This window comes from Streptomyces sp. CA189 (genome assembly GCF_056428985.1).
The window spans coordinates 1-25,390 of the sequence record NZ_JBWJVM010000092.1 but is presented as its reverse complement, the minus strand read 5'-3'; the positions used below and the strand labels follow the sequence as shown (position 1 = coordinate 25,390).

General features: G+C 72.5%; 25 protein-coding genes and 2 pseudogenes. 14 read left to right on the top strand and 13 right to left on the bottom strand.

The window, feature by feature from the left end:
- Positions 1-11 precede the first annotated feature (11 nt).
- A complete protein-coding gene (locus AC061S_RS38815; RefSeq protein ID WP_478690583.1) occupies positions 12-1,100 on the top strand; it encodes a lactonase family protein in 1,089 nt (362 codons plus the stop codon).
- A gap of 111 nt (positions 1,101-1,211) precedes the next feature.
- Here the strand turns inward: AC061S_RS38815 and AC061S_RS38810 are convergent, their stop codons facing one another.
- Both AC061S_RS38810 and AC061S_RS38805 read right to left on the bottom strand, forming a co-directional pair.
- Complete coding sequence (locus tag AC061S_RS38810) at positions 1,212-2,126, bottom strand: sirohydrochlorin chelatase (RefSeq protein ID WP_478690582.1); 915 nt, start codon at positions 2,124-2,126, stop codon at positions 1,212-1,214.
- Between the two features lie 133 nt (positions 2,127-2,259).
- On the bottom strand, positions 2,260-2,946 hold the full coding sequence (locus AC061S_RS38805; RefSeq protein WP_478690581.1) for a uracil-DNA glycosylase: 687 nt from the start codon (positions 2,944-2,946) through the stop codon (positions 2,260-2,262).
- A 186-nt stretch (positions 2,947-3,132) separates the two neighbouring features.
- Here AC061S_RS38805 and AC061S_RS38800 point away from each other — a divergent pair, with 186 nt between their 5' ends.
- Positions 3,133-4,731, top strand: coding sequence for a vWA domain-containing protein (locus AC061S_RS38800; protein ID WP_478690580.1), 1,599 nt, complete (start codon positions 3,133-3,135; stop codon positions 4,729-4,731).
- A gap of 34 nt (positions 4,732-4,765) precedes the next feature.
- Here AC061S_RS38800 and AC061S_RS38795 read toward each other — a convergent pair whose 3' ends face one another.
- Positions 4,766-5,857, bottom strand: coding sequence for a WD40/YVTN/BNR-like repeat-containing protein (locus AC061S_RS38795; protein ID WP_478690579.1), 1,092 nt, complete (start codon positions 5,855-5,857; stop codon positions 4,766-4,768).
- Between the two features lie 204 nt (positions 5,858-6,061).
- On the opposite strand from AC061S_RS38795, the gene AC061S_RS38790 reads away from it, so the two are divergent.
- The gene (locus AC061S_RS38790) at positions 6,062-7,162 is read left to right on the top strand and encodes an NADH:flavin oxidoreductase/NADH oxidase (RefSeq protein WP_478690578.1); all 1,101 of its coding nucleotides are present in this window, start codon (positions 6,062-6,064) and stop codon (positions 7,160-7,162) included.
- Positions 7,163-7,288: 126 nt separating this feature from the next.
- Positions 7,289-7,636: an ArsR/SmtB family transcription factor gene (locus AC061S_RS38785; protein ID WP_478690577.1), complete on the top strand. Its 348-nt coding sequence runs from the start codon at positions 7,289-7,291 to the stop codon at positions 7,634-7,636.
- A 27-nt stretch (positions 7,637-7,663) separates the two neighbouring features.
- Here the strand turns inward: AC061S_RS38785 and AC061S_RS38780 are convergent, their stop codons facing one another.
- Both AC061S_RS38780 and AC061S_RS38775 read right to left on the bottom strand, forming a co-directional pair.
- Positions 7,664-9,019, bottom strand: coding sequence for an FAD-dependent oxidoreductase (locus AC061S_RS38780; RefSeq protein WP_478690576.1), 1,356 nt, complete (start codon positions 9,017-9,019; stop codon positions 7,664-7,666).
- 52 nt (positions 9,020-9,071) lie between these two features.
- Positions 9,072-9,725: a DUF305 domain-containing protein gene (locus AC061S_RS38775; RefSeq protein WP_478690575.1), complete on the bottom strand. Its 654-nt coding sequence runs from the start codon at positions 9,723-9,725 to the stop codon at positions 9,072-9,074.
- An 85-nt stretch (positions 9,726-9,810) separates the two neighbouring features.
- Here AC061S_RS38775 and AC061S_RS38770 point away from each other — a divergent pair, with 85 nt between their 5' ends.
- Positions 9,811-11,289, top strand: coding sequence for an LVIVD repeat-containing protein (locus AC061S_RS38770; RefSeq protein ID WP_478690574.1), 1,479 nt, complete (start codon positions 9,811-9,813; stop codon positions 11,287-11,289).
- Here AC061S_RS38770 and AC061S_RS38765 read toward each other — a convergent pair.
- The 4 genes from AC061S_RS38765 to AC061S_RS38750 all read right to left on the bottom strand — a co-directional run bounded on the left by AC061S_RS38765 (position 11,286) and on the right by AC061S_RS38750 (position 14,304).
- A complete protein-coding gene (locus AC061S_RS38765; protein ID WP_478690573.1) occupies positions 11,286-11,915 on the bottom strand; it encodes a TetR/AcrR family transcriptional regulator in 630 nt (209 codons plus the stop codon). The genes AC061S_RS38770 and AC061S_RS38765 overlap by 4 nt on opposite strands.
- A gap of 37 nt (positions 11,916-11,952) precedes the next feature.
- Positions 11,953-12,651, bottom strand: a complete 699-nt coding sequence (locus AC061S_RS38760) for a phosphatase PAP2 family protein (RefSeq protein WP_478690572.1) — start codon at positions 12,649-12,651, stop codon at positions 11,953-11,955.
- A gap of 70 nt (positions 12,652-12,721) precedes the next feature.
- Positions 12,722-13,660: a M56 family metallopeptidase gene (locus tag AC061S_RS38755; RefSeq protein ID WP_478690571.1), complete on the bottom strand. Its 939-nt coding sequence runs from the start codon at positions 13,658-13,660 to the stop codon at positions 12,722-12,724.
- Positions 13,661-13,749: 89 nt separating this feature from the next.
- Positions 13,750-14,304 (bottom strand): DUF5134 domain-containing protein, encoded by a 555-nt coding sequence (locus tag AC061S_RS38750; protein ID WP_478690570.1) that lies wholly within the window; start codon positions 14,302-14,304, stop codon positions 13,750-13,752.
- A 133-nt stretch (positions 14,305-14,437) separates the two neighbouring features.
- Between AC061S_RS38750 and AC061S_RS38745 the strand changes: the two genes are divergently transcribed.
- Positions 14,438-14,977: a GNAT family N-acetyltransferase gene (locus AC061S_RS38745; RefSeq protein WP_478690569.1), complete on the top strand. Its 540-nt coding sequence runs from the start codon at positions 14,438-14,440 to the stop codon at positions 14,975-14,977.
- 48 nt (positions 14,978-15,025) lie between these two features.
- Here the strand turns inward: AC061S_RS38745 and AC061S_RS38740 are convergent, their stop codons facing one another.
- Complete coding sequence (locus tag AC061S_RS38740; RefSeq protein ID WP_478690568.1) at positions 15,026-15,718, bottom strand: glycerophosphodiester phosphodiesterase; 693 nt, start codon at positions 15,716-15,718, stop codon at positions 15,026-15,028.
- Between the two features lie 193 nt (positions 15,719-15,911).
- Positions 15,912-16,526 carry a PadR family transcriptional regulator gene (locus tag AC061S_RS38735; protein WP_478690567.1) on the bottom strand — a complete coding sequence of 205 codons (615 nt, stop codon included), beginning with the start codon at positions 16,524-16,526 and terminating at the stop codon, positions 15,912-15,914.
- Between the two features lie 50 nt (positions 16,527-16,576).
- Here AC061S_RS38735 and AC061S_RS38730 point away from each other — a divergent pair, with 50 nt between their 5' ends.
- From AC061S_RS38730 to AC061S_RS38700, 7 genes are all read left to right on the top strand, one after another.
- Complete coding sequence (locus AC061S_RS38730; RefSeq protein WP_478690566.1) at positions 16,577-17,704, top strand: LLM class flavin-dependent oxidoreductase; 1,128 nt, start codon at positions 16,577-16,579, stop codon at positions 17,702-17,704.
- A 12-nt stretch (positions 17,705-17,716) separates the two neighbouring features.
- Positions 17,717-18,052: a hypothetical protein gene (locus AC061S_RS38725; protein ID WP_478690565.1), complete on the top strand. Its 336-nt coding sequence runs from the start codon at positions 17,717-17,719 to the stop codon at positions 18,050-18,052.
- A gap of 188 nt (positions 18,053-18,240) precedes the next feature.
- Positions 18,241-18,723, top strand: coding sequence for an alpha/beta hydrolase fold domain-containing protein (locus AC061S_RS38720; RefSeq protein ID WP_478690564.1), 483 nt, complete (start codon positions 18,241-18,243; stop codon positions 18,721-18,723).
- Between the two features lie 81 nt (positions 18,724-18,804).
- Positions 18,805-20,220, top strand: a complete 1,416-nt coding sequence (locus AC061S_RS38715) for a DUF6421 family protein (protein ID WP_478690563.1) — start codon at positions 18,805-18,807, stop codon at positions 20,218-20,220.
- Positions 20,221-20,246: 26 nt separating this feature from the next.
- Positions 20,247-21,014: an SDR family NAD(P)-dependent oxidoreductase gene (locus AC061S_RS38710; RefSeq protein WP_478690562.1), complete on the top strand. Its 768-nt coding sequence runs from the start codon at positions 20,247-20,249 to the stop codon at positions 21,012-21,014.
- Positions 21,011-22,114 carry a threonine aldolase family protein gene (locus AC061S_RS38705; RefSeq protein WP_422520901.1) on the top strand — a complete coding sequence of 368 codons (1,104 nt, stop codon included), beginning with the start codon at positions 21,011-21,013 and terminating at the stop codon, positions 22,112-22,114. Before AC061S_RS38710 ends, AC061S_RS38705 begins: the two co-directional genes overlap by 4 nt.
- A gap of 68 nt (positions 22,115-22,182) precedes the next feature.
- On the top strand, positions 22,183-22,782 hold the full coding sequence (locus AC061S_RS38700) for a transglutaminase-like domain-containing protein (protein ID WP_478690561.1): 600 nt from the start codon (positions 22,183-22,185) through the stop codon (positions 22,780-22,782).
- On the opposite strand, the gene AC061S_RS38695 is transcribed toward AC061S_RS38700, so the two are convergent.
- Positions 22,718-24,034 (bottom strand): MFS transporter, encoded by a 1,317-nt coding sequence (locus AC061S_RS38695; RefSeq protein ID WP_478690560.1) that lies wholly within the window; start codon positions 24,032-24,034, stop codon positions 22,718-22,720. The genes AC061S_RS38700 and AC061S_RS38695 overlap by 65 nt on opposite strands.
- Positions 24,035-24,155: 121 nt before the next feature.
- Between AC061S_RS38695 and AC061S_RS38690 the strand changes: the two are divergent.
- Positions 24,156-25,268, top strand: a pseudogene (locus tag AC061S_RS38690) (RNA-guided endonuclease InsQ/TnpB family protein); the annotation flags it as partial.
- Between the two features lie 16 nt (positions 25,269-25,284).
- Here the strand turns inward: AC061S_RS38690 and AC061S_RS38685 are convergent.
- Positions 25,285-25,390 (bottom strand): annotated as a pseudogene (locus AC061S_RS38685) (IS5/IS1182 family transposase); the annotation flags it as partial.

Below are 25,390 nucleotides of genomic sequence, written 5' to 3'. Positions count from 1 at the left end.
AGGGGCCTCCCGTGGGCGACGCGGACAGTGGTGTGGGCGGTACGGACCGTACGGCCCACAGCGGCGGACACCGGGCCTGGATCGGCTCGTTCACCTCGGGGGGCGGCCGCGGTGTCACCACCGCGGCCGTGGATCCGGCCACCGGAGCGCTGACCGTGCTCTCGGCCGCGGACGCCGTCGCGGACCCCTCGTACCTGGCCCACGACCCCGCCGTGGGCGTGCTGTACGCCGTGAGCGAGGGCGAACAGGGCGCCGTGGGCGCCTTCCGGACCACCGCCGAGGGTCTGACCCCCCTCGGCGCCCCCGTCCGCGTCGGCGGCTCCGGCCCCACCCACCTCAGCGTGGCCGGGCGCCGGCTGCTGACCGCCAACTACACCTCCGGCAGCGTGAGCAGCCTCCCGCTCGCCGCCGACGGCGCGATCGGGGAACCCGCCGCCGTACTCGCCCACCAGGGCTCCGGCCCCGACCCGGACCGACAGGAGGGCCCGCACGCCCACCAGGTGCTGCCCGCCCCCGGCGGCCGCTGGGTGCTCAGCGTCGACCTCGGCACCGACTCGGTACGGGTCTGCGCGCTCGACCCGGACACCGGGGCCCCGGTCCTCCACGCCGAGACCGCGCTGCGCGCCGGGACCGGCCCCCGGCACCTCGCCTTCCACCCCTCCGGCGAGGTGGTCTACGTACTGCACGAGCTGGAGCCGCAGCTGACCGTCTGCCGCTGGAACGGGGAGTCGGGCGTGCTGGAACCGGTCGCCGAGGTTCCGGTCGCCTTCACGGGTGCTCCAGGGGCCGCGGCGGCCTACCCCTCCGCGGTCGTGGCCTCCGCCGACGGCCGTTTCGTCTGGGCGGCCGTCCGCGGAGCCGACACCATCGCCACCCTCTCCCTCGCCGGCGGCGCGGAGAAGCCGCTGTTCACGGGCACCGTGCCGTGCGGGGGCAGTTGGCCGCGCGATCTCGCCGCCGACCCGTCGGGGCGCCGCCTGTACGCGGCCAACGAGCGCTCCGGCGACGTCACCTGGTTCGACGTGGACCCGCTGACCGGCGAGCCGCGCCGGGCCGGCTCGGTGGCCGTGCCCGCCGCCACCTGCGTGGTCTTCGGCTGAGGCCCGGGCCGGTCGTCGACCGCCGTACGTACGAGGGCCCGCGCTCCGGCTCGTTCGATTCAGAACAGTCCGGGGCGCGGGCCCTCGTACGCACGGCATGAGCGGGTGGGGTCAGTGGGCGGCGGCGCCCTGGGTGATCCCGAGGGCGGCGGAGTACTGCGCGACGGCCAGCTTGCCGAGCGCGGGGTACGCGCCGAGCACGTCGGCGGCGCTGCAGCCGGCCTCCTTGCAGGCGGTGTCGAGGAGCCCCTCGGCGGCCTCCGGGCCGATCAGGTACGGGGCCAGCGCGAGCTGCGTCGAACCCTCGCGGCGGAGCTGGTCGGCGATGGCGGCCACCGAACCCTCCTCGTCCAGCGCGGCGGCCATCACCGGCACGGCGAGACGGGCGGCCAGCAGCATGCCGGTGATGCCCGCGGCCTGCACGGCCTCCTCGCCGCCGGTGGTGGCCAGGACGATGCCGTCGGCGGCCGTGGTCACGCTGAAGAGCCTGGCGCGGTCGGCGCGGGCGAGGCCGGCCTCGGACAGCCGTACGTGCAGCGCCTCGGCGAGCAGCGGGTGCGGACCGAGCGGGTCCGCCAGCTCGGCGGCGGCCGAGGAGTCCATCAGGGCCTGGCGCATGCGGCGCAGCAGGCCTCCGTCGGGGCCGGCCAGCAGGGGCACGACCACGGCGTCCGGGCCGGTCGGCGTGGGCACCTCCTGCCCGGCGGCGCGGGCGGACTCCGCGCGCGCGGCGCGGTCGCGGGCGACGGCGGTCAGCACGCCCGACAGGGACGGGAACTCGGTGGCGTCGTCACCGTCGAGGAAGCCGACCCGGGCGTCCAGGCCGGGCAGCTCGGAGCGGCCGATGCTCATGATCTCTTCCGCGAGCCCCCGTGAGGCGGCCGAGGGGGCACCGGGCACGGCGAGCACCAGCGCGGGTGCGCCCTCGGGCGCCACCGCGGGCTCGGGCCGGCGGTGCCGTCCGGTCTGGCGGGGTCGCGGCATTCGTACGGGCAGGCCATTTGCGGGCCCAGTGGGGGAGCTCATGGCGCCGCATGCTACTGGTTTATCGAAACAGGGTGTTCAGGCAGGGCCTTCTTCGGCGGCATCTGTCCGTATTTATCCGAGGAATGTCAGATACCGTTCAGGCCTTCGGTCACCCCGTTGGTCACCCCTCCGGTCACCCTGTGGAGGGAAGCCGCCAGTCCACGGGCTGCGCGCCCTGGCGGACCAGCAGGTCGTTGGTCCTGCTGAACGGCCTGGAGCCGAAGAACCCGTTGTCCGCGGACATGGGGGACGGATGCACCGATTCCACGGCCGGCAGCTCGCCCAACAGCGGCCGGAGGTTGCGCGCCTCGCGCCCCCACAGCACCGACACCAGGGGCTTGCCGCGGGCAGCGAGCGCACGGATGGCCTGTTCGGTCACCGCCTCCCAGCCCTTGCCGCGGTGGGCGTTGGGCTTGCGCGGGGCGGTGGTGAGCGAGCGGTTCAGCAGCAGCACGCCCTGCCGGGTCCACGGGGTCAGGTCCCCGTTCCGGGGCCGGCCCGTGCCGAGATCGGCGTGCAGTTCGCGGAAGATGTTGTCGAGGCTCGGGGGCCACGGGCTGACCTCGGGGGCCACGGAGAAGGAGAGGCCGATCGCGTGCCCCGGCGTCGGGTACGGATCCTGCCCGACGATCAGCACCTTCACCTCGTCGAAGGGCTGCTGGAACGCGCGCAGCACGTTCGCGCCCGCGGGGACGTAGGTCCTGCCCGCCGCGATCTCCGCGCGCAGGAAGTCGCCCATCGCGGCGATCTGCGCCGCCACCGGCTCCAGAGCTCGGGCCCAGCCCGGCTCGACGATCTCGTTCAACGGTCGTGCTGCCACGGTCGATCACTCTACTGGCCCAGTCCGCCACCCGTGTACCGCGTACCGCCGTCCGCGCGCACGGGGCCTCCGGCGCCCCCTCGGCGGCCCGTTGTCGCTTCGATACCTGTTCGCAACAGGTTCGATTGCTCCAACTCCCCTTCCCCCGCGTCATATTCAGCACCGATGACGTTCGAGGGAGACGGTATGGAGCCCCACGAGGACCGCACGCCCAGCACCCCCGGCACCTCCCGCAGAGGGCGCCCGGCCCGGCGGAGAACCCACGGCAGACTGACCGCCGCGCTCCTCGCCGGCGGCCTCCTGCTGACCGGCTGCGGGAGCGGCGGCTCGAACCGCGTGGCCGACGGGGAGTGGAAGGGCGGCGACTCCGCGCCGCGGCCGTCCGCCACCCGCTCCGGCGGAGGAGTCGCCGAAGGGGAGAGCGAGGGGCGGCGCCCCACCGGACCGCCCGCCGACTACCTCTCCACCTTCGCGCTCGACGTGGACACCGCCAGCTACGGGTACGCCCGCCGCACCCTCGCCGACGGCAAACTGCCCGACCCCGCCACCGTGCGCCCCGAGGAGTTCGTCAACAGCTTCCGGCAGGACTACCGGGAGCCCGACGGCGACGGCTTCACCGTGACCGTGGACGGGGCCCGCACCACCGAGGCGAACTGGTCGCTGGTCCGCGTCGGCCTCGCCACCCGGGTCGGGAACGGCGGGGCGGACGGCGCCGAGGCGCGGCCGCCCGCGGCGCTCACCTTCGTCGTGGACGTGTCCGGCTCCATGGCCGAGCCCGGCCGCCTCGACCTCGTCCGCACCTCCATGAACCTCATGACCGACGAGCTCCGCGACGACGACTCGGTCGCCATCGTCACCTTCAGCGGCACGGCGCAGACCCGGCTCCCGATGACCCGCGTCGAAGGCCACCGCGAACGGATCCACGAGGTGGTCGACGCGCTGCGCACCGCCGACTCCACCAACGTGGAGGCCGGGGTCGTCCGCGGCTACGAGGTGGCGGTCGAGTCGCTGCGGGCCGGGGCCACCAACCGCGTCGTCCTGCTCTCCGACGCCCTGGCCAACACCGGCGCCACCTCCGCCGACACCATCCTGAAGCGGATCGGGGAGGCCCGGACCCAGCACGGGATCACCCTGTTCGGCGTGGGCGTGGGCAGTCAGTACAACGACGCCTTCATGGAACAGCTCGCCGACCGGGGTGACGGACACACCACGTACGTCTCCGACAAGGAGGGCGCCCGCAAGGTGTTCTGCGAGGAACTCCCGGCGCACGTGCAGTTGCGGGCCCGCGACGCGAAGGCGCAGGTCGCCTTCGATCCGCAGACCGTCGAACGGTTCCGGCTGATCGGCTACGACGACCGCCGCGTCGCCGACGGCGACTTCAGGAACGACTCCGTGGACGGGGGAGAGGTCGGCTCCGGCCACACCGTGACCGCGCTGTACGCGGTACGGCTGCGCCCGGGCGCCACCGGACACCTGGCGACGGCGACGGTCCGCTGGCTGGACCCGCGCACCCGGGCGCCGCACGAGGAGTCCGGCCGGATCGAGGCGGCGGCCCTGTCCGGCGACGTGTGGACCGAAGCATCCACCCGCTTCCAGGTCACCGCGGTGGCCGCCTACTTCGCCTCCGCCCTGCGCGAGCGCGACGGCGGCTGGGAGCGGGTGCCGGGCGCCCTCCCGCTGAGGAGCCTGGCCGGGCAAGCGGACCGGCTGGCCGGGCACACCGAGGATCCGGCCGTACGCCAACTGGCGCAGGCCGTGCGCGAGGCCGGCCGGCTCACCGGCTGAGCGCCCGGAGGCGGGGGTACGGGCCGCCGCCGGCCTAGCCGTTCAGCACGGCGGCCCGTACGCACAGGACGTCGGGGAGGTGCTCGGCCAGCAACTGCCAGCTGTCCCCGTCGTCCTGGCTGGCGTACAGCTCGCCGTTGCGGTTGCCGAAGTAGATCCCGGCCGGGTCCGCGTCGTCCGTGCAGAGCGCGTCCCGCAGCACCGTTCCGTAGTGGTCCCCGGCCGGCAGGCCCTTCGTCAGGGGCTGCCAGCTCGCGCCCGCGTCCCGGGTCCGGAAGACCCGGCAGCGGTGCTCCGCCGGGACGCGGTCGGAGTCGGCGTTGAGCGGGAAGACGTAGGCGGTGCCGGGCCGGTGCGGGTGGGCGGCCACCGCGAAGCCGAAGTCGGAGGGCAGGCCGGCGCCGATGTCCGTCCAGCGGGTCCCGGCGTCGTCGCTGCGGTAGACGCCCCAATGGTTCTGCAGGTACAGCCGGCCGGTGTCCCCGGCGTCCTGGGCGATCTTGTGCACGCACTGGCCGAACTCGGGATCCGGATCGGGCAGGAACACCGCCGAGACCCCGTGGTTGGACGGGGCCCAGCTCGCCCCGCCGTCCTTGGTCCGGAACACCCCGGCCGTGGAGACCGCCACCGTGACCAGGTCCGGGTCGCCCGGGTCGGTGATCACCGTGTGCAGCCCCTCGCCCCCGCCGCCCGGGACCCACTTGTCCCGGGTCGGGTGCTCCCACAGGGGGCGGACCAGCTCGAAGGACTCGCCGCGGTCGGCCGAGCGGAACAGGGCGGCCGGCTCGGTCCCCGCGTAGACCACGCCGGGGGCCTCGGGGCCGGCCGGATGGAGCTGCCAGACCCGCTCCAGGGAGGCTCCGGTGTCCTCGGGGAACTTCACGGCGGCCGCGGCGGGCTCCCGCCAGGTCGCGCCCAGGTCGTCGGAGCTGAAGACGGACGGCCCCCAGTGCGTGCTGTCCCCGGCGACCAGCAGCCGGGGCGCGCCGCCGCGCCGGTCGATGGCGACGGCGGAGACCGCCTGGGCGTTGAACTGCGGCTCGCCGAACTCCCAGGTGCCGCCGGATCCCCGGCGGCCGATGAACAGTCCCTTGCGGGTCCCCGCGAGCAATACCACGTCGGTCATGGCCGACACCTCCGGACGCCTTTGTCCTGCACGGCAGCTTTTCCCGCCAGTCTGCACCCGACCACTGACAGAGGCGGGTCGCCGCGCGCGAGCCCGCCCAGTCATACGAAGGGTCTCGTACTACGAGAGATTTCGTAGTACGGTGACTCTCGTACTTAGCGGCCGGTTCCCCGGTGCGCTTCCAGTCGGCCCTGGAGATCCCTCATGAGTGCTGCCCCCGTATCCTTCGCCGCCCTGTTCCAGCCGTGGACCATCCGCTCGGTCACCGTCCCGAACCGGGTGTGGATGGCCGCGATGTGCCAGTACAGCGCCGAGCCCTCCGGTCCGGACGCCGGCGTGGCGAACGACTGGCACTTCGCGCATTACGCGGCCCGCGCCACCGGCGGTACCGGCCTGATCATCCAGGAGGCCACGGCCGTCGCACCCGAGGGGCGGATCTCGCCGTACGACCTCGGCATCTGGAACGACACCCAGGTCGAGGCGCTGCGCCGGATCACCTCCTTCGTCAAGAGCCAGGGCGCGGTTCCCGGGATCCAGCTCGCCCATGCCGGCCGCAAGGCCTCCACGGACCGCACCTGGAAGGGCGGGCGGCCCGTCGGCCCCGAGGCGCACGGCTGGCAGCCCAGCGCCCCGAGCCCCGTACCGTTCTCCGCGGACCACCAGGTCCCGCACGAGCTGACGGTCCGGGAGATCCGGTACGTCGTCGAGCAGTTCGCGGCGGCCGCCCGGCGCTCGCTCGCCGCCGGCTACCAGGTGGTCGAGATCCACGGCGCCCACGGGTACCTGATCGGCGAGTTCCTCTCCCCGCACAGCAACAAGCGCACCGACGAGTACGGCGGCTCCTTCGAGAACCGCACCCGCCTCGCCCTCGAAGTCGTCGACGCCGTACGGGCGGTGTGGCCCGAGGAGCTGCCGCTGTTCTTCCGGATCTCCGCCACCGACTGGCTCGAGGAGGACGGCTGGACCGCGGACGAGACCGTCCGGCTGGCCGGGCTGCTGGAGGAGCACGGCGTGGACCTCCTCGACGTCTCCACCGGAGGCCTCGCCCCCGGCGTGACGATCCCGGTCGGCCCCGGCTACCAGGTTCCCTTCGCGGCCCGGGTCAAGGCCGAGACCTCCCTCCCGGTCGCCGCCGTGGGTCTGATCACCGAGCCGGAGCAGGCCGAGAAGATCCTGGCCAACGGCGAGGCCGACGCCGTCCTGCTGGGCCGCGAGCTGCTGCGCGACCCGTTCTGGGCCCGCCGCGCGGCCGTGGAACTCGGCGCAGAGATCCGTACGCCCGAGCAGTACCACCGCTCCTGGTGAACCATCGCGGCGCGGGGGCCGGGCCCCCGCGCCCCACCAGGTCGTGCGGCTCCGCTCCTACGATGGTTCTCGTACGATGGAGGCACACCGGGAATCGCGGTATCACCCAGCGAGTGGAGTACGGACATGACGGAACGTGACGCGGCCCGTGTCCTCGCCCACCCGGAGGCCGGCGAGATCCGCCTCGAAGGGGTCCTGCACGCCCTCTCCGACCCGGTCCGGCTGTCCATCGTCCGGGACCTCGCGGCCACGGACGCCGAGCTGGCCTGCTCGCACTTCGAACTCCCGGTCACCAAGTCCACGACCACGCACCACTTCCGGGTGCTGCGCGAGAGCGGTGTCGTGCGCCAGTGCTACCGCGGCACGGCCAAACTGAACGGACTGCGCCGTGCCGAGCTGGCGGAGCTGTTCCCCGGGCTGCTCGACGGCGTCCTCGCGGCGGCCGCCGCCGAGGAGGTGCGCGACCGGGGCTGAGGCGGCCCCGGGCCCGCCGCCCGGGGATCAGTCCGTGTCACCCGCCGCGGCCAGCAGGCCCGCCCAGTCCGGGATCTTGACGGAGCGTCGGCCCAGGGACCGCCCCAGTTCCGCCTCGGCCGTCTCGATGGCCAGCCACCCCGGCCACCGGACCGGTCGCAGCCCCGCCTCCCGCAGGGCCTCCAGCGGGTCCCGCTCCCGTTCGCGGCGGGCCAGCGCCCCCGCGTCCTGGAGCAGGGAGGAGGCCGTCTCCTTCGCGCAGGGCCGGTTGGTGCCGATGACCCCGGTCGGGCCGCGCTTGATCCAGCCCGCCACGTACTCGCCGACGGAGGCGCGGCCCTCCCGGAGCACCCGGCCCGCGGCGTGCGGGACCGTACCGCGCCGCTCGTCGAAGGGCAGCCCGTCCAGCGGGACGCCCTGGTACCCCACCGAGCGCAGGACCATCTGCGCCGGGACGTCCTCGTAGACGCCCGTGCCGGTGACCCCGCCGCGGCCGTCGGGGGCCGTGCGCTCGAACCGCATCCCGGTGACCCGGCCGTCCGGTCCGCCGAGCACCTCCACCGGGCGCAGGAAGAACCGCAGCGCGATCCGCCGCTCCCCGCCGCTCGCCGGAGCCGCCGCCCAGCCGCGCAGCACCTCCACGTTGCGCCGGTTCACCGCGGGCAGGGCCGCGCCAGGGTCCGCGTACGCCGGGTCGAGGGCCAGCTCCGCCGGGTCCGCCAGTGCGTCCACGCCCGGCAGCGTGCCCAGCTCGCGCAGCTCCTTGGTGGTGAACTTGCCCTGCGAGGGCCCGCGCCGGGCCACCATGTGGACCGCGCGCACCGCGCTGGCGCCGAGCGCGCCCAGGGCCGGCTGCGGCATGTCGGTGGGGGCCAGTTCCGGTACCCCCCGGGCGAGGATCCGCGTCACGTCGACCGCCACGTTCCCGGCGCCGACCACGATCGCCGAATCCACCCCGGGCAGCCCGAAAGCCTCGCCCGCGGCGTCCGGATGGCCGCTGTACCAGGCGACGAAGGCCGTGGCGGAGTGCACCCCGACGAGGTCCTCGCCGGGGATGCCGAGCATCCGGTCCCGGGCCGCGCCGACGCAGTAGACCACCGCGTGGTACAGCTCCAGGAGCCGCGCGGTGGGCAGGGCGTCCCCGCCGACCTCGACGTTCCCGAGGAAGCGGATCCGCTCGTCCTCCAGCACGGTGCGCAGGCTGCCCTGCAGGGACTTGATCTTCTCGTGGTCGGGGGCCACGCCGTAGCGCACGAGCCCGTACGGAGCCGGCAGCCGGTCGAACACGTCGACGCGGATGCCCGGCACCTCACGCTGCTGTATGAGTGTCTGTGCGGCGTAGACCCCGCTGGGGCCCGATCCGACGACGGCGATACGAAGCACGGCGGAGCTCCTCCCGCAGGTGTTCCCAGCATGACACCGGGTGCCCGGGCCGTCAGCCCATCGCGCGCATCCGGTGGATCTCGGTGCTCTGGGTGGCCGCCACCTCGTTGGCCATCTCCTCCACGACGGCGTTGTTGCCGGAGGCCAGGACCTCGCCGGTCATCTTCAGGGCGCCCTCGTGGTGGGTGGTCATCAGGGCCAGGAAGAGCCGGTCGAAGTCCGCCCCCCGGGCCGCGCTCAGCTCCTTGAGCTGCTGCTCGGAGGCCATGCCGGGCATCGCCGCGTGGTCGTGGCCACCCGGGTCGGCGGTGGGCGCCGGGTGGCGGGCCGTCCAGCCCTCCATCGCGCCGATCTCGGGCTTCTGCGCGGCCGCGATCCGCTCGGCGAGCCGCTTGACCCCGTCGGCCGAGGCCCGGTCCGGGGCGAGCGCACTCATGGTCAGCGCCTGACCGTGGTGTTCGATCATGTTCCGCACGTACGCTCGGTCCGCCGCGTTGGGGGTGTCGTCGGGCAGCTCCTTCGCGGCCTGTTCGGGGGAGATGGTGCGCGCCTTCTCGCCGGGTTTGCCGGGGGCGATCACCATCGGTTTGCCGTCGGCCGCGCCGTCCGTCCCGCCGCCGTCCCGGCAGCCGGTGAGGGGGAGCAGGAGCCCGACGGTCAGGGCCGCTCCGACGATTCGCCCGAGTGAGACTTTCGCCATGTCCATGCAAAGGACCATACTGCCGGGGTCCGCGTTCCGTTCCCACCACGGGCGGAACCGATCGGACCCATGGGAGGGCACAGTGACCTCGATGCACACCAGCAGACGGCGCAGATCCCTGGGAGTGGCCGCAGCGGCGGCCGGGCTCCTCACCACGTTACTGGCGGCCGGACCCGCGGCCGCCACCCCCGATCCGGGAGATCTGCTCCCGGGCGCGGGTGCGTCGCAGGGCGCCGCCACCGCGGTCGGCGCGGGACGGGAACTGGCGCCGGGCGAGATCCCGGGCCAGGACGAGATAGTCCACAGCCGGAACATCAAACCCCTGGCCAACATCCCCAGCAGCGACCCGAACGGGATCAACTCCGACCTGGCGTTCCAGGGCAAGTACGCCTACGGCGGCAGCTACAACGGCTTCACGATCTACGACATCGGCAACCCCAAGGCGCCGAAGAAGGTCACCGAAGTGCTCTGCCCCGGCGGGCAGAACGACATCTCGGTCGACGGGGACCTGCTCTTCCTGTCCACCGACTCCTCGCGCAGCGACGACTCGTGCAACAGCGTCTCGCAGCCCGCCACGGAGAAGTCCTCGTGGGAGGGCATCAAGATCTTCGACATCAAGGACAAGAAGAACCCCAAGTACATCAAGTCCGTCGAGACCCCGTGCGGCTCCCACACCCACACCCTGGTGCCGGGCGGCCGGGACGCCTACCTCTACGTCTCCTCGTACAACCCGAACGACGCGTTCCCCGACTGCAAGCCTCCGCACGACGGCATCTCGGTCATCAAGGTGCCCAAGAAGAACCCGACGCAGGCCGCGGTCGTGGCCTTCCCGATCCTCTTCCCGGACGGCGGCAACCCCGGCGGGCCCACCAACCCGGGCGTCTCCAAGACCACGGGCTGCCACGACATCACCGTGCTGCCCTCCAAGGACCTCGCCGCGGGCGCCTGCATGGGCGACGGCATCCTCTTCGACATCAGCAAGCCCGAGCAGCCGCGCGTCATCGACCGGGTCCAGGACAACGTGAACTTCGCGTTCTGGCACTCGGCCACCTTCAACGAGCGGGCGAACAAGGTGGTGTTCACCGACGAGCTGGGCGGCGGTGGCGGCGCCACCTGTAACGAGGCCACCGGCCCCACCCGGGGAGCCGACGGCATCTATGAGATCACCGGCCGCGGCGACCAGCGCAAGCTCGTCTTCAAGAGCTACTTCAAGATCCCGCGCCTGCAGGCCGACACCGAGAACTGCGTGGCCCACAACGGCTCGCTGATCCCGGTCGGCGGCGGCCGCGACATCATGGTCCAGGCCTGGTACCAGGGCGGCATCTCCGTCTGGGAGTTCACCGACTCCACCAGCCCGAAGGAGATCGCCTACTTCGAGCGCGGCCCGCTGACCACCGACAAGCTCGGCCTCGGCGGCTCCTGGTCCGCGTACTACTACAACGGGCACATCTACTCGAACGACATCGCCAAGGGCCTCGACGTGCTGCGGCTCGACGACTGGCGCACCGACAGCGCCAAGTGGGTGTGGCTGGACCGGCTCAACGTGCAGACCCAGCCCGACTACCGCTAACGGGGCGAGGGAAACGTTCCGCCGGGCGGTCCACCGTCCGGCGGAACACCCAGTTCCCAGTCCAGCCCGTACCGCTGGAACAGCTCGGCCCGCAGCCGGGCCGCCGGCATCGGCGCGCCCGGCAGCAGCACCGCCACCACCGCGCCCATCAACAGCGCCCGCAGCAGCGGGTAGTCGGTGTCCACCTCCGCGGACCCGTACCGCACGACGGTGTCCCGCAGCAGCTCCGCGAGCCGCTGCTGCTCGACGCACTGGACGAAACCCTCCGCCTGGAGGATCCCCGCCATGTGGGTCCGCATCAGCCGGGGCTGGTCACGGGCCAGCCCGAGGATCGCGTCGATGGCCCGGGCCAGGCGCTCCCGGCCGTCCTGCGTACGCGGCTCCCGCTCCAGCGCCGCTTCCAGCATGAGGTGCATCAGCCGGTGCACGGCGGACTGCAGGAGCTGGCGCTTGCCCGGGAAGTAGTAGGACACCAGGCCGCGGGCGGCTCCGGCCCGGTCGGCGATGTCGCCGAGGGTGGTGGCCTCGTACCCGCGCTCCGCGACGAGCTCGACCGTGGCTTGCAGCAGTCGCTCCCGGGAACGCCTGCGCAATTCTTCATTGACCGATGCGCTGCGCGGGGACATGCTTGCTCCTGCGTTGACTGGCTCGGAGCCAGTATACTCAACGCACCGGACCGCCTGCTCTGGGCGACACGGGGGATCGCCCAGAGCAGGCACCGTCCGAGACCGCGAACGCCACGAGCACCGCACCCAGCAGCCAGCCCGCCAGGACGTCCGATGACCAGTGGACGCCGAGGTAGATCCGGGTGAAGCCGACCCCGAGGACCGAGACCGCGGCCAGGACCAGCGCCAAGGCCGGGACGGTCCGGGCGGCCGGGCGCGCGGACCGCCGACCGGACCCGCGCGCGGCCAGCCGCACCAGCAGGCCGCAGACCACCATCGCGGTCAGCGCGTGCCCCGACGGATAGGCGGCGTAGTCCGCGGAGTCGACCGGATCAGGCCATACCGGCCGCTCCCGCCCGACCAGGATCTTCAGCCCCTGGCTGACCACCGAGGCCGCGAGGGTGGCCAGGGCGACCCGCAGCGCGCACCGGCCCTCGCCCCGCCACCACAGCCACACGCAGGCCGCGCCGGCCAGGGCCCGCATGGTCCACGGGTCCCAGACCCAGTCGGTCAGCACCCGCATCAGCCGGGTGACCCCGGGGTGGGAGACCGCGTGGGAGTGCAGACCCCGCGCGATCCGGCCGTCGAAGGACAGGAGCGGACCCCAGCGGACGGCCACCAGGACCGTCAGCACGGCCGCCACGACGAGCAGCGCGCACACCAGTGGGGTCCACAAACGTACGTGATCGCTCCGCATCCGCCGATCCTCGCACCCGGCGGCGCCGATGACCGGCACCAGGGGCCCCGCGATCACCGGCCGGCGGCCCTCAGGCCAGTGTGCTGAGGCCCGGCCCGAAGGCCACCAGCAGCGGAATCGCCGGCACCAGCGCCGCCAGGGCCGTCAGCCGCAGCCGGCGCACGGCCGACAGACGGGGTGCGGCCGCCAGCAGCCGCCGGACCCGGTCGGGGACGTGCGCGTGCGGTGCGGGGGACGGTCCGAAGACCCCGCGGTCCTCGTTCAGGCCGATCAGGGCCAGGGCGGTGGTCAGGCGCCCGTACCGCCGCGAGGCCACGTCGTCGGCCGCCAGTTCCACCAGCCGGTGCATCTGCGCCTCGAACGCGGCGAAGACCGGAACCTGCGGGAACCCCGCGGACAGCGCCCGCGAACAGTGCAGCAGCCAGTCGTGCCGGGCCGCCGCGTGCCCCTGCTCGTGGGCCAGTACGGCGTCCAGCTGGCTCCCCTTGAGCCGCCCCAGCGCCGCCGTCGTGACCACCAGTTGCGGGGCCGGACCAGGCAGCCACCAGCTGTCGGGCCGCTGCCCCTCCAACACGACGAGCCGCGCCCCGACGGCCTTCTCCCCGGGCAACAGCGGAGCCCGCAGCAGCAGTTCGGCGCTCTGCGCACGCCGCCGGGCGCGGGCCCGCAGGATCTCCCGGGCCAGCATCGCACCGGTCCACAGCCCGCCCCCCGCCAGTACGACGGCGGTTCCGGCGGCCCAGAGCCCGCCCGCGGCGTCCAGCGCGTAGGCGTCGACCACGCCGTGCGGGGCCGTGGCGAACAGCCGGCCCCGGACGGCCTGCCAGGCGGCGGCCGCGCTCAGCAGCATCGACAGCGAGAAGCACAGGAGCACGGCGCCCACCACGCACTGCCAGACCCACAGGGCCACGACGGGTTCGCGCTCGGGCCATTCGGCCCGGGCCAGCAGGCGGGGTGCGAGCACCGCGGTCAGGGCGCCGAGCAGCAGGAGAACGGCGGGGACCATCATGGGCCTCAGCCTAGGAGCGTGCGACTACCTGCGGGTATGGTCCGGGCCAAGGGTGACGCAGGACACGTTTGCCCGGCCGGTCCGCGGCCTCACATCGTGAGCAGCATCGCCAACATCCCCATTCCCATGGCCAGTCGGCAGGCACGGATCACTTCCGCCGGTCCGGCGGGGGCTCCGGTGCCGCCCGCGGCGCCGACGGTGACCAGCCGGGCGCCGCCCAGCACCACGTACCCGGCGTAGTAGACGAGCAGCAGGCCGGTGAGCAGCGGCAGCCCGGCACCCTGCCCGTGGGCGTGGCCGGAGGACCCGCCCCCGGCGCCCGTCCCGGCGGCCAGGGCCATGTAGACCATGGTCAGCGAGCCCACCAGGTGGTGCGCGTGGTGCGGGCCGCCGCGCAGCAGCCACAGGGCGTGCAGCGCCGCCCCGCAGAAGACCGCGACGAGCACGGGCGCCTGCCAGCCGCCGCCCAGCCGCAGCGGCACCGCCATCAGGGCCATGCCGAACCCCATCGCCGCCTCCCCGGCCGCCGGTCCGCCGCCGGCTCTCCCCGCGCGCCGCAGACAGTACGCACCGCTCGCCGCGCAGAGCAGGACGAGGAGCCAGGCGGAGACGGAGGCGGAGAGGGACGTGGCGGGACCGTGCACGGCGGAACCTCCCGGTTCGTCGGCTTCACCGGAAGAGATGCCCCCTTCACACGGCCATCACGCCGGGCGAGGTTAGGCTCTGTGCAACCACCGAAGAAGCACGTCGCAGACCTCGCGCAGAACGGAGCCCTCGATGCCGAGCGCCGCCCCCCAGGCCTTGACCTACCGCAGTGCCGTGGAGGCGGACATCCCGGCGCTCGTGGAACTGGTGGAATCGGCGTACCGGGGGGATTCGAGCCGCGGGGGCTGGACCACCGAGGCGGACTTCCTGGACGGGCAGCGGACCGACGCCCAGGACGTGGCCCGGATCGTGGGGCACCCCGAGGGCATGCTCCTCGTCGTGGAGCGCGCCGGCGAGATCGTCTCCTGCTGCCACCTCGAACACCGCGGTGACCACGTCTACTTCGGCATGTTCGCGGTCCGCCCCGGACAGCAGGGCGGGGGCCTGGGCAAGACGGTCATGGCGGAGGCGGAGCGCCGTGCCCGCGAACAGTGGGCGGCCAAGGAGATACGGATGACCGTGATCAACGTACGGGAGGAGCTCATCGCCTTCTACGTGCGCCGTGGTTACGAGCGCACCGGCGAGATGAGCCCCTTCCCCTACGGGGACGAGCGGTTCGGCGTTCCGCTCCGCGACGACCTGGCCTTCGAGCTGCTGGTCAAGCCGCTGTAGTCGCAGCCGACCCGCCGTTCGCCCGGTGCGGACCGCCGCCGGGGATCCTCAGGCGGTGAAGCGGCCCGTGGAGCGGATCTCCGGGAAGTCGGTGAGCACGCCGTCGAGTTCGAGGGCCCGCGCCAGCCGCAGCCGCTCCAGCGTGTTGACCGTCCACCCCGTCACGCGCAGTCCGGCCTCGTGCGCCGACTCCACGGTGTGCAGGGTGAGATGGGCGATGTCGAGGGCCACCGTTTCCGCGCCCGCCAGGGCGGCCCGGGCGACGACCTCCCCGGCGTCCGCCGGGGTCTGGTTCGCGTAGAGCACGGTCCGTACGCCCGGCATCAGGCGGGCCGCCTCCACGAGCACCTCGTCGCGGAAGGAGGCCACTTCCACCCGGCCGGTCAGATCGCGGCGCAGCAGCAGCTCCGCGAAGGTCCCGACGGCGGCGAGGTCGTGGACCTGGATCCGGAGCGGGGCGCGGACCGCGTCGACGACCTCGTCGAGGACCGGCACGTGCTCGCCGTCTCCGGCGTCCAGTTCGCGCAGTTCGGCCAGGGTCAGATCGGCTACGGATCCCGACCCGTCGGTGGTCCGGTCCACCTCGGCGTCGTGCAGGACGACGAGGGCGCCGTCCTTGCTGAGCCGCACGTCCAGCGCGACGACGTCCATGCCGGAACGTTCCGCGCGGACGAACGACCGCAAGGTGTTCTCCGGTTCGACACCCATGACCCCGCGGTGCCCGATGGTGAGGAAAGTCAAGGTTCTCATCCTTCCGTCGACGGCGGCTCCCCGCGCGGTCGCGGTGTCCCGACCGGCCGCGCGCGATGTGAGGACGCATGCTAGTGCGCCCCGCGTGCGATGAAACCGGCTTTGCGGGGGCTCCGCAACGCCGCCCGGCCGCTTCCCGACAGGCTCTCCGGGGGCTCGGGAGCCCCCGGCGCGGCCCGCGTGGTCACCCGGGGGTGGGCGCGTCTCCGCCGGCTTGACGTTCCTGCCCGCCCAGGCCCTCCAGGTCCGCGAGCAGCGCGTGCGTCAGCTCCAGTTCGGCCAGGTGCTGGCGCTCGCTCCAGCGCAGGGCGAGTACCGGGAACGCCCAGTCGGGCTCGGCGGCGGCGTGCGCCATGGCCTCCCGTACGGCGGCCAACTCCTCGGTGGTGCGCTCCAGATGCTCCGTCACCATCCCGCGCAGCCGCTCCGGCTCGGCCAGGTGCCCGAGCCAGACCCGCAGCAACAGCCCGTGCTTGAGCACCGGGGGCCCCGCCTCGGCGACGTCCGAGGCCCAGCCGGCCAGCGCCTCGCGCCCGGCGGGGGTGATGCCGTAGCGGCGCTTGGCCCGCGCCTCTTCGGGCCCCGAGCGCACGGAGGCGGCGTAGCCGAGTTCCTCCAGGCGGCGCAGTTCGGCGTAGATCTGACTGATCGCCGGGGACCAGTAGAAGAAGCGCAGGGAGGAGTCCGCCCACTTCTTCAGCTCGTAGCCGGTGCGCTCCCCGGGGAAGGAGAGCAGGCCGAGAACGGCCCACGCGGTCGGTGGAAGCTCTTGCTTCTTCGCCGTCTGACTACTAGTCATATTTCGAATAGAAGTGAGACCGGGTACGGGACGCAACCCTGGAGGCATAAGTGAAGTTCTCCGTCATCTTCGAGGCACAGCTGGCCGACCCGACCGTGGAGCGCGAGCACCAGGTCATCCGTGACTGCGTGGAGCAGGCGGTGCTCGCCGAACAGATGGGATTTGACCGGATCTGGGCCGTCGAGCACCACTCCCTGAAGTGGTACGCCCACATGTCCGCCCCGGAAATCTTTCTGAGCTTCGTCGCGGCCCGGACGAACACCATACGCATCGGGCACGGAGTCGTGTGCATGCCCTTCGCTTTCAACCATCCCGTCCGCGTCGCCGAGCGGGCCGCCATGCTCGACCTGCTGTCCGGCGGGCGGGTCGACCTCGGGGCGGGGCGGGGCGGCACCGTGCAGGAGACCTCACTCTGCGGGGTGGACAAGGACCGCACCACGGCCGAGGTCGAGGAGGCGCTGCGGATCATCGGGAAGGCCTGGCAGGAGGAGGAGCTGGAGTACCACGGGGAGCTCATCGACATCGATCCGCACCCGATCCTGCCGAGGCCGAGCCAGCGGCCCCATCCGCCGCTGTTCCTCGCGTGCAGCCGGGCCGAGACCCTGGTGCAGGCCGCGGAGCTGGGCGTCGGGGCGCTGGTGATGGGATTCGCAGGGCCGGAGTCCATCGCGGCGATGCGCTCCGTCTATGACGCCGCGATCGCCGGCCGGGACGGCGGCCGCTTCGTCTCCACGGCCGTCAACGACCACTTCTCCGTGCTCTGCCCGACGATCGTCCTCGACGACCCCGAGGAGGCGCGCCGGATCGGGATCCGGGGGCAGCGGTTCTTCGCCCAGTCCATCGGCCACTGGTACGGCGGGGCGGGGGTGCCGGACGAGGCGGTGGTCGCGGGCGCCGACGAGGGGGCGGAGATGCGCAGGGCGGCGGAGCAGGTGGTGGCCCGGCTGCACGAGCAGGACATCCCGGTGCGGCCCACCGCCACGGCCACCTTCAACGCGGACCACGCCTACGGGAGCGCGGACGAGGCGATCGCGTACGTGGAGCGGCTGCGGGAGGCGGGGGCCGACGAGATCATGTGCCTGATCCAGATGGGGACCGTGCCGCAGGAAGCCTGTCTGGAGACGCTGCGGCAGTGGGGCGAGAAGGTCATCCCGCACTTCGCGAAGCAGCGGGCGTAGGGGGCCGCCGCCGTGACGGAAACGACTGCCGGGGCGGATGGGGCCGCCGGGCCCGACCGCCCTGAGCGTCCTGACCGTGCCGACGGGCCCGGCCGTGCCGACGGGCCCGGCCGTGCCGACGGGCCCGGCCGCGCCGACCGGCTCGACCCCGCCGCCCGCCCCTACGCCGACGCGATGGCCTCCCTCTTCCCGAACCTCGGGGGGCGCGTCACCGATGCCGACGAGGCCCGCCGGATCCTCGCCGCCGTGCCCGCGAGGGCCCGGCCGGCCGTCGTGGGCGCCGTGGAGGACCGGGAGGTCCCCGGGCCGGCCGCGGCGCCGCCGGTACCGGTGCCCGTCCGTCTTTGATCTTGGCCAGTGCTCCGCCGTTACGGCGGAGGTGGAGACCATCCTTGAATCGAAGGCGTGGAACGCCTGAGTTCGCTACAGTCATTGGTGACCTCAGCGATAGCCAAGCTGAAGTCGCTGAGGTACAGCAGGACTTGAGCGAGTCTCGTACTTGCTCCGGCGGCCGGGAGGGCCGTCGCCGGACAGGCATGACCTGTCAAACCCGCCAGGGCAACCTAGGGGGGAATCTCCCGGCTTCAGCCGGGAGAGAGCTTCAACCGTGCCTGGACGCCGCACAGGACACCGGGTCCTACCGGAGCAACGCCGAGGGCTGCTTCCTGACCGTGGCGCACCTGCGCTGGTTCTGGGAGCAGTGCCTGGGCCCCGACGGCGACGGCGGGCATCCGCTGGCCTCCCCGCTCGCCGGGGACCCGAGGGGGCTGCCGCCCGCGTACGTGGTGGTCGCCGGGTGCGATCCGCTACGAGACGAGGGGGAGGCGTACCACCACCGGCTGCTCGGCGCCGGGGTCCGTTCGGCCCTCGACTCACACCCCGGGATGTTCCACGGGTTCCTCGCGCTGGCCGGAGTGCTCCCCGAGGCCGGTCAGGCCTTGGCGCGACTGGGCGAAGTCATCGACTCCACGCATAAGAACGGGAAGACTTCCGGTGAAACTGGGGGTGACGCAGGATAATTTCCCGCATCTCCTCTTGAGTAGGGGAGCCTCACACGCTTACGCTGTGCCAACGTGAGGTTCTCCTGTGGAGGAAGTGACATGACGGAAACTCTTGTGCCGGGTATCGGCGGGGCCGTGAAAACCGCTGGTGTTCGGGTGGTCGACCACCCGGCGTGGCCCGAGCTCAAGGCCGCCGTGGAGGAGATCCGGCCCTGGCAGTCGGCCGACGGCTCCATCGACTTCGAGGTCGAGGGGCATCACGCCCGCATAGCCGCCCCGGCCGCCGTCGAGCGCGTGATCGCCGGCATCGAGGCGCTCTCTCCGCTGCTGCCGCACGGTGCCCCGTACCACCGCGCCCTCATCACCGACCTGCGCAAGTGGGCCGACGGCGGCTTCGGCGTGCCGGACTTCCTCGACTCCCTGCTGGCCTTCGCGCCGGCGGCCGAGCGTGCCGACGGACTCCAGCACCTCGTGGTCTTCCCGATGTACACGCAGAACGGCAACCCGGACCGCAACCTCGAAGCCGTCGTGCTGAAGATGGTGTGGCCCGAGTGGCTCGCCGAGCTGGAGCGCACCCGGTACGACAACCCGCTCTTCCTCGGCATCACCTTCGAGGACTTCACCCCGGGCTACGACACGCACTCCGCCGTGCTCTTCCCGGAGACCATCGCGGTGCGCGAGGCCCCCGAGCGCTTCACCTGGGGCGGCATCTTCTGCGACCGCGAGGCCGCCCGCTACCGCAAGGTCACCGAGGCCGCCGTGGACATCCTGGGCATCGAGCTGCCCGAGGACATCGCCCGGATGGTCGAGGACCAGGAGCGCTGCGAGAAGGCCTTCGTCCTGTGGGACATGGTCCACGACCGCACCCACAGCCACGGCGACCTGCCGTTCGACCCGTTCATGATCAAGCAGCGCCAGCCGTTCTGGATGTACGGCCTGGAAGAGCTGCGCTGCGACCTCACCGCCTTCAAGGAGGCCGTGAAGCTGGAGTCCGAGGGCAACGAGCACGGCCGCGACGTGCAGTACGCGGTCCTCTTCGACCGGATGTTCCGCTTCCCGGTGTCCGGTGACCGCAACCGGAACTACGACGGCCTCGGCGGCCAGCTCCTCTTCGCGTACCTCCACAAGCACGACGTCGTACGCTGGACGGACAACAAGCTGAAGATCGACTGGATGCGCGCCCCGCAGGTCACCAACCAGCTGTGCGCCGAGATCGAGGACCTCTACCGGGCCGGCATCGACCGCCCGAAGCTCGTCCACTGGTTCAAGGCGTACGACCTGGTCGCCGAGTACCTCGCCCCCCACCCGGGCTCCAAGTGGGCCAAGGGCCCCGACGCCCTGGACCTGACGCAGCCGCCGCGCAAACTCGTGGACGACGTGCTTCCGGACGAGTTTCCGCTGAGCATGTTCTATGAGGCCCTGGCCAAGAAGCTCAAGGGCGTGATCGCCTCGACCAAGGGCATCACGGCAGGGAACGCCGCGGAACGCGAGACCGCCGCGCGGGTCGCCGCGTGAGCGCTCGCCCACAGGAGGCTACACAGATGAACGGCTCCGGTAACGGTAACGGGAACGGGAAGCTCCATGGGGCGGTAGTGGCAGTGGCGGGGGCCGGCGGGCCCGCCGGCCGCGCCACCCTGCTCCGCCTCGCCGAGGCGGGAGCCGTGGTCGTCGCCTCCGACGCCGACGCGGCCCGGCTCGCCGAGGCGGTGGACGCCGCGCGCTACGCCCACGGCGGCGCCACCATCACCGGTGACACCGTCGACCTGCTCGACCTGGACGCCAGCAAGGCCTGGGCCGAGCAGACCGAGAAGGAGTTCGGCCGCATCGACGGCCTGGTCCACCTCGTCGGCGGCTGGCGCGGCAGCAAGACCTTCACCGACGTCGACCTCGCGGACTGGGCCTTCCTGGAGAAGCTCCTCATCCGCACGGTCCAGCACACCTCGCTCGCCTTCCACGACGGGCTGCTGCGCAGCGACCGCGGGCGCTACGTCCTGGTCAGCCAGTCCGGTGCGCACAAGCCGGTCGCCAACAACGCCGCGTACAACGCGGGCAAGGCGGCGGCCGAGGCCTGGACGCTCGCGATGGCGGATTCCTTCCGCAAGGCGGGTGGCGAGGACGGTCCGGGCGCCGCGGCTGCGATCCTGGTGATCAAGGCATTGGTGCACGACGCGATGCGCGCCGAGCGTCCCACTGCGAAGTTCGCGGGCTTCACCGACGTCAAGGAGCTGGCCGAGGCCATCGCCGGCGTCTGGGAGCGGCCCGCCGCCGATGTGAACGGACAGCGCCTGTGGCTCACCCCCCAACCGTGAAGACCGGTGCCGTGAAGACCGCGATACGGAAGTCCGCCGCGAAGACCGACGCCCGCCGGCACCACGACCCGGCGGTACGCGGCTTCGCGAGCGACAACTACGCCGGAATCCACCCGGAGATCCTCGCGGCCATCGCGCTCGCCAACGGCGGCCACCAGGTCTCCTACGGCGACGACGAGTACACCGAGAACCTGCAGCAGGTCTTCCGCGGCCACTTCGGCCCGCACGCCGAGGCCTACCCGGTGTTCAACGGCACCGGCGCCAACGTGACGGCCCTGCAGGCGCTCACCGACCGCTGGGGCGCCGTGATCTGTGCCGAGTCGGCGCACATCAACGTCGACGAGGGCGGCGCGCCCGAGCGGATGGCGGGCCTCAAGCTGCTCACCGTCCCCACGCCGGACGGCAAGCTCACCCCCGAGCTCATCGACCGGCAGGCCTGGGGCTGGGAGGACGAGCACCGGGCGATGCCGCAGGTCGTCTCGATCACCCAGAACACCGAGCTCGGCACGGTCTACACCGTGGACGAGGTCCGTGCCATCTGCGAGCACGCGCACGCCAAGGGGATGAAGGTCCACCTCGACGGTGCCCGGATCGCCAACGCCGCGGCCTCGCTCGACGTGCCGATGCGCAGCTTCACGAACGCGGTCGGCGTGGACGTGCTGTCCTACGGCGGCACCAAGAACGGGATGATGGCCGGCGAGGCCGTCGTCGTGCTGAACCCGGACTCCGTCCGGCAGATGAAGCACATCCGCAAGATGTCGATGCAGCTGGCCTCCAAGATGCGCTTCGTGTCGGTGCAGCTCGAAGCGCTCCTCGCGAAGGACCTGTGGCTGCGCAACGCCCGCCACGCCAACGCGATGGCGCAGCGGCTGGCGGCCGGGGTGCGCGAGACCGACGGGGTGGAGATCCTCTACCCGGTGCAGGCGAACGCCGTGTTCGCCCGGCTTCCGCACGAGGTCACGCGGCGGCTGCAGGAGCGCTACCGCTTCTACTTCTGGGACGAGATCGCGGGCGACGTCCGGTGGATGTGCAGCTACGACACCCAGGAGGAGGACGTGGACGGCTTCCTCCAGGCCCTCAAGGAAGAGCTGGCCCGCTAGCCCTTCCCTGAATCCGACGCCATAAATCTATAGGCATGCAGAGTTCTGCATGAGTATGCTGCTGGATCATGGAATTGATCCAGCAGCATACTGACCTTGCCGCCTATCTGGCCGCCGATGACGTGATAGATCACGGTCATCCGCTGGTCCAGGAGACCGCCGACGCCCTGTGGACCGCCACGGGCGATGCATATTCATACGCCAAGGCGGCCTTCGAGTTCGTCCGCGACACCATCCCGCACTCCGCCGACTCCGGGGACGACCGCGTCTCGTGGCGCGCCTCCGACGTCCTGGATACGCGCAACGGGATCTGCTACGCCAAGGCCCACGCGCTGACCGCGCTGCTGCGCGCCCGGGACATCCCGGCGGGCCTCTGCTACCAGCTCCTGGGCGACGACGACGGATCGAACCTCGCCCTGCACGGCCTCGTCGCGCTGCGCCTGCCCGGCGGCGAGGGCTGGTCCCGGGTGGACCCGCGGGGCAACAAGCCCGGCGTGGACGCCCAGTTCACCCTCGACCGTGAACAACTCGCCTTCCCCGTCCGCCCGGAGCTCGGCGAGATCGACTACCCCGAGCTGTACGCGGCCGCGCACCCGGCCACGCTCAAGGCGCTCCAGGAGTCCTTGGACCGGCCGCAGTTGTGGCGGAACCTGCCGACGGCCCTGTAGGCGACGGGGTTGCGGCCGACGGCCCTGGAGCCGCCGGCCCGGCGCCCGCGGCCGTGGGCGTGGATGTGGGCGCGGCCGGGACCGCGTCCCGTACGGGGCCGCGTGCCGCCACCGCGGTGTGCAGCAGCGCCGCGGCCAGTTGCAGGGCGGCGATCGCGAGCACCAGGATCCACGGCGGCGCGTCGGCCGCGAGCCCCACGAGCGCCGCGCCGGTCGACGCGGCCGTCACCTTCAGCCCGGCGCCGAGGGTGAACACCTGGGTCCGCGCCTCCTCGGGCGCGAACTCCGAGCGGATGCGCAAGGTGGCCGTCAGCAGGGGGCCGTCGCACACCCCGGCGGCCGCGAACGCCACCGCGGTGAGGGTGACGGACGGGGTGAACGCGGCCGCCGTCAGCGCCACCCCGGTCGCCGCCATGGCCCACCGGGCCAGCCGGCCCGGCGGGACGGACGTGATCCGGCCCAGTGTCAGGGAGCCCGTCAGGGCGCCCAGGGCGAAGGCGGTCATGAGCACCCCGCCACCGCCCGGGCTGCCGAGCGTGGTGGCCAGCAGTACCGCGGTGGTGGTGAGCGCCCCGATGCCCACGAAGGCCAGGGTCGTGGCCGAGGTGACGGCCCGCAGTTCCCGGATCCGCCACAGGGCGGCCAGTCCGGAACCCGGCCCGGCCCGGGGTGCGCCGTGGGCGGGTCCCGGGGCGGGGTCCGCGTAGGAAAGGGTGGCCGCCAGAGCCGCCGCCAGTGCGCCGGAAGCCGCGAGCAGGGCCATCGCCGGCCCGGCCGAGCCGAAGGCCGCGACCAGGCTGACGGCCGCCGGAGCGGTGACCGCGGCGCCGTTGTAGGTCGACGCGTCCCAGCCGTACGCCTTGTCGCGCGCGGGACCGGCCGGGACCAGCCCCGCCACCAGGCTCGACAGCCCGCCCGTCACCATCGGCCCGCAGGAGCCGCCGAGCACCGCCACCGCCAGCACCACCGGCGTCGGAGCCCGCCCGAGCAGGAGCGCCAGTGCCGCCACGGCCGTGGTGAATCCCGCCAGGGCGCCCACCTGGAAGAGCCGGGGCCGGCGCGACCTGGCCGCGGCGGCGCCCGCGAGCGGGGCCGCGAGCACGTGCGGGGCCAGCCAGGCGGTCAGCACGAACGCGCCGTGCGCGGCGCTCCCGGTGCGCTGGAGGGCGAGCAGCACCACGGCCATGGGCATGCCCTCGGAGGCGAAGCGCGCCGCCAGTGCGGCGGCCAAGTACCGTCCGAGCCCCGGCATTCCGGCCCCTTTCGCCAGGTGACGTGGCAGAGGGGTGCGAGGTTACGCCATAAGGGTGTAGGGCGAAAGGATCGCGATTTTCGGTCAATAGGAAACCTTCCTGTCTGACATCGTTGTCAGCGTCCGCGAGGACGCCCGCGCTGCCGGGCTGGCGTTCGTGACCTCTGCCGAGCTGGGCAAGCGGCTCACCGAGACGAAGAGGAATGGGGAACGGGCCTGGCTGGGCGAGGTGTCCGCCGTAATTCTCCAGCAGTCTCTTCGGGATCTGGACACCGCGTACCGGAACTTCTTCGACGGCCTCAAGGGCAAGCGCCCTCGCATGGGCGCACCCCGGTTCAAGTCCCGCCGGGACAACCGCCTGTCGGTCCGGTTCACGGCGAACGCCCGCTGGAAGATCACAACCGGCGGAGACCTGTCGTTGCCGAAGATCGGCGACGTGCGGGTGAAGTGGTCCCGTGCTCTGCCGTCCACGCCGTCCACCGTGACTGTGATCAAGGATGCGGCCGGACGGTACTTCTGCTCGTTCGTCATCGAGACCGACGTGAACGGGGTATTGCCCGGGGTCGCGCCCGAGGTAGGTATCGACCTGGGGTTGTCGCACTTCGCGATTCTCTCGGACGGCACGAAGATCGACAGCCCGCGCTTCCTGCGCCGGGCCGAGAAGAAACTCAAAAAGGCGCAGCGGAACCTGAGCCGCAAGGTGACGGGGTCCAGCAACAGGACGAAGGCCCGGATCAAGGTCGCCCGCGCTCACGGACGGGTGGCCGACGCGCGGCGAGAGTTCCACCACCAGCTCTCAACGAAGATCATCCGCGAGAACCAAGCGGTTGCTGTTGAGGACCTGGCGGTCAAGGGACTCGCCCGCACACGACGTGCCAAGTCAGTGCATGACGCCGGATGGTCGGCATTCGTGACGATGCTGGAGTACAAGGCGGCCCGGTACGGACGCACCCTGATCAGGATCGGCCGGTTCGAGCCGACCTCGCAGGTGTGCTCGCAGTGCGGTGTCAAGGACGGCCCCAAGCCCCTGCGCGTCCGTGTGTGGGAGTACGGGGCTTGTGGGGCCCTCCTTGACCGGGACGTCAACGCGGCGGTCAACGTCGCCAAGGCCGCCGGACTGGCGGTATCAGCCTGCGGAGCGCTGGTAAGACCGGGACCAGTCCCGGCACAGCGCGAAGAAACAGGAACCCGCCGAGACGGTCAGGTGACTGTGGTAGGAATCCCCTTCCCTTAGGGTGTCCGCCAGTAGGTCATCGGATGCGGGGGTTTCGAGGGCGGGTGTCCCAGCGGTAGAGGGTCCAGGCGCGTCGGATCAGGCAGCGGACAGTGATGACTGTGCTGGCCAGAGCGATGAAG

What these genes read in the sequence shown, in the direction of transcription:
- AC061S_RS38810 (WP_478690582.1), bottom strand. Translation starts at nt 2,126, where the DNA reads ATGAGCTCCCCCACTGGGCCCGCAAATGGCCTGCCCGTACGAATGCCG.
- AC061S_RS38800 (WP_478690580.1), top strand. Translation starts at nt 3,133, where the DNA reads ATGGAGCCCCACGAGGACCGCACGCCCAGCACCCCCGGCACCTCCCGC.
- AC061S_RS38795 (WP_478690579.1), bottom strand. Translation starts at nt 5,857, where the DNA reads ATGACCGACGTGGTATTGCTCGCGGGGACCCGCAAGGGACTGTTCATC.
- AC061S_RS38790 (WP_478690578.1), top strand. Translation starts at nt 6,062, where the DNA reads ATGAGTGCTGCCCCCGTATCCTTCGCCGCCCTGTTCCAGCCGTGGACC.
- AC061S_RS38785 (WP_478690577.1), top strand. Translation starts at nt 7,289, where the DNA reads ATGACGGAACGTGACGCGGCCCGTGTCCTCGCCCACCCGGAGGCCGGC.
- AC061S_RS38775 (WP_478690575.1), bottom strand. Translation starts at nt 9,725, where the DNA reads ATGGACATGGCGAAAGTCTCACTCGGGCGAATCGTCGGAGCGGCCCTG.
- AC061S_RS38770 (WP_478690574.1), top strand. Translation starts at nt 9,811, where the DNA reads ATGCACACCAGCAGACGGCGCAGATCCCTGGGAGTGGCCGCAGCGGCG.
- AC061S_RS38765 (WP_478690573.1), bottom strand. Translation starts at nt 11,915, where the DNA reads ATGTCCCCGCGCAGCGCATCGGTCAATGAAGAATTGCGCAGGCGTTCC.
- AC061S_RS38760 (WP_478690572.1), bottom strand. Translation starts at nt 12,651, where the DNA reads ATGCGGAGCGATCACGTACGTTTGTGGACCCCACTGGTGTGCGCGCTG.
- AC061S_RS38755 (WP_478690571.1), bottom strand. Translation starts at nt 13,660, where the DNA reads ATGATGGTCCCCGCCGTTCTCCTGCTGCTCGGCGCCCTGACCGCGGTG.
- AC061S_RS38745 (WP_478690569.1), top strand. Translation starts at nt 14,438, where the DNA reads ATGCCGAGCGCCGCCCCCCAGGCCTTGACCTACCGCAGTGCCGTGGAG.
- AC061S_RS38735 (WP_478690567.1), bottom strand. Translation starts at nt 16,526, where the DNA reads ATGACTAGTAGTCAGACGGCGAAGAAGCAAGAGCTTCCACCGACCGCG.
- AC061S_RS38720 (WP_478690564.1), top strand. Translation starts at nt 18,241, where the DNA reads ATGACCTGTCAAACCCGCCAGGGCAACCTAGGGGGGAATCTCCCGGCT.
- AC061S_RS38715 (WP_478690563.1), top strand. Translation starts at nt 18,805, where the DNA reads ATGACGGAAACTCTTGTGCCGGGTATCGGCGGGGCCGTGAAAACCGCT.
- AC061S_RS38710 (WP_478690562.1), top strand. Translation starts at nt 20,247, where the DNA reads ATGAACGGCTCCGGTAACGGTAACGGGAACGGGAAGCTCCATGGGGCG.
- AC061S_RS38700 (WP_478690561.1), top strand. Translation starts at nt 22,183, where the DNA reads ATGGAATTGATCCAGCAGCATACTGACCTTGCCGCCTATCTGGCCGCC.
- AC061S_RS38695 (WP_478690560.1), bottom strand. Translation starts at nt 24,034, where the DNA reads ATGCCGGGGCTCGGACGGTACTTGGCCGCCGCACTGGCGGCGCGCTTC.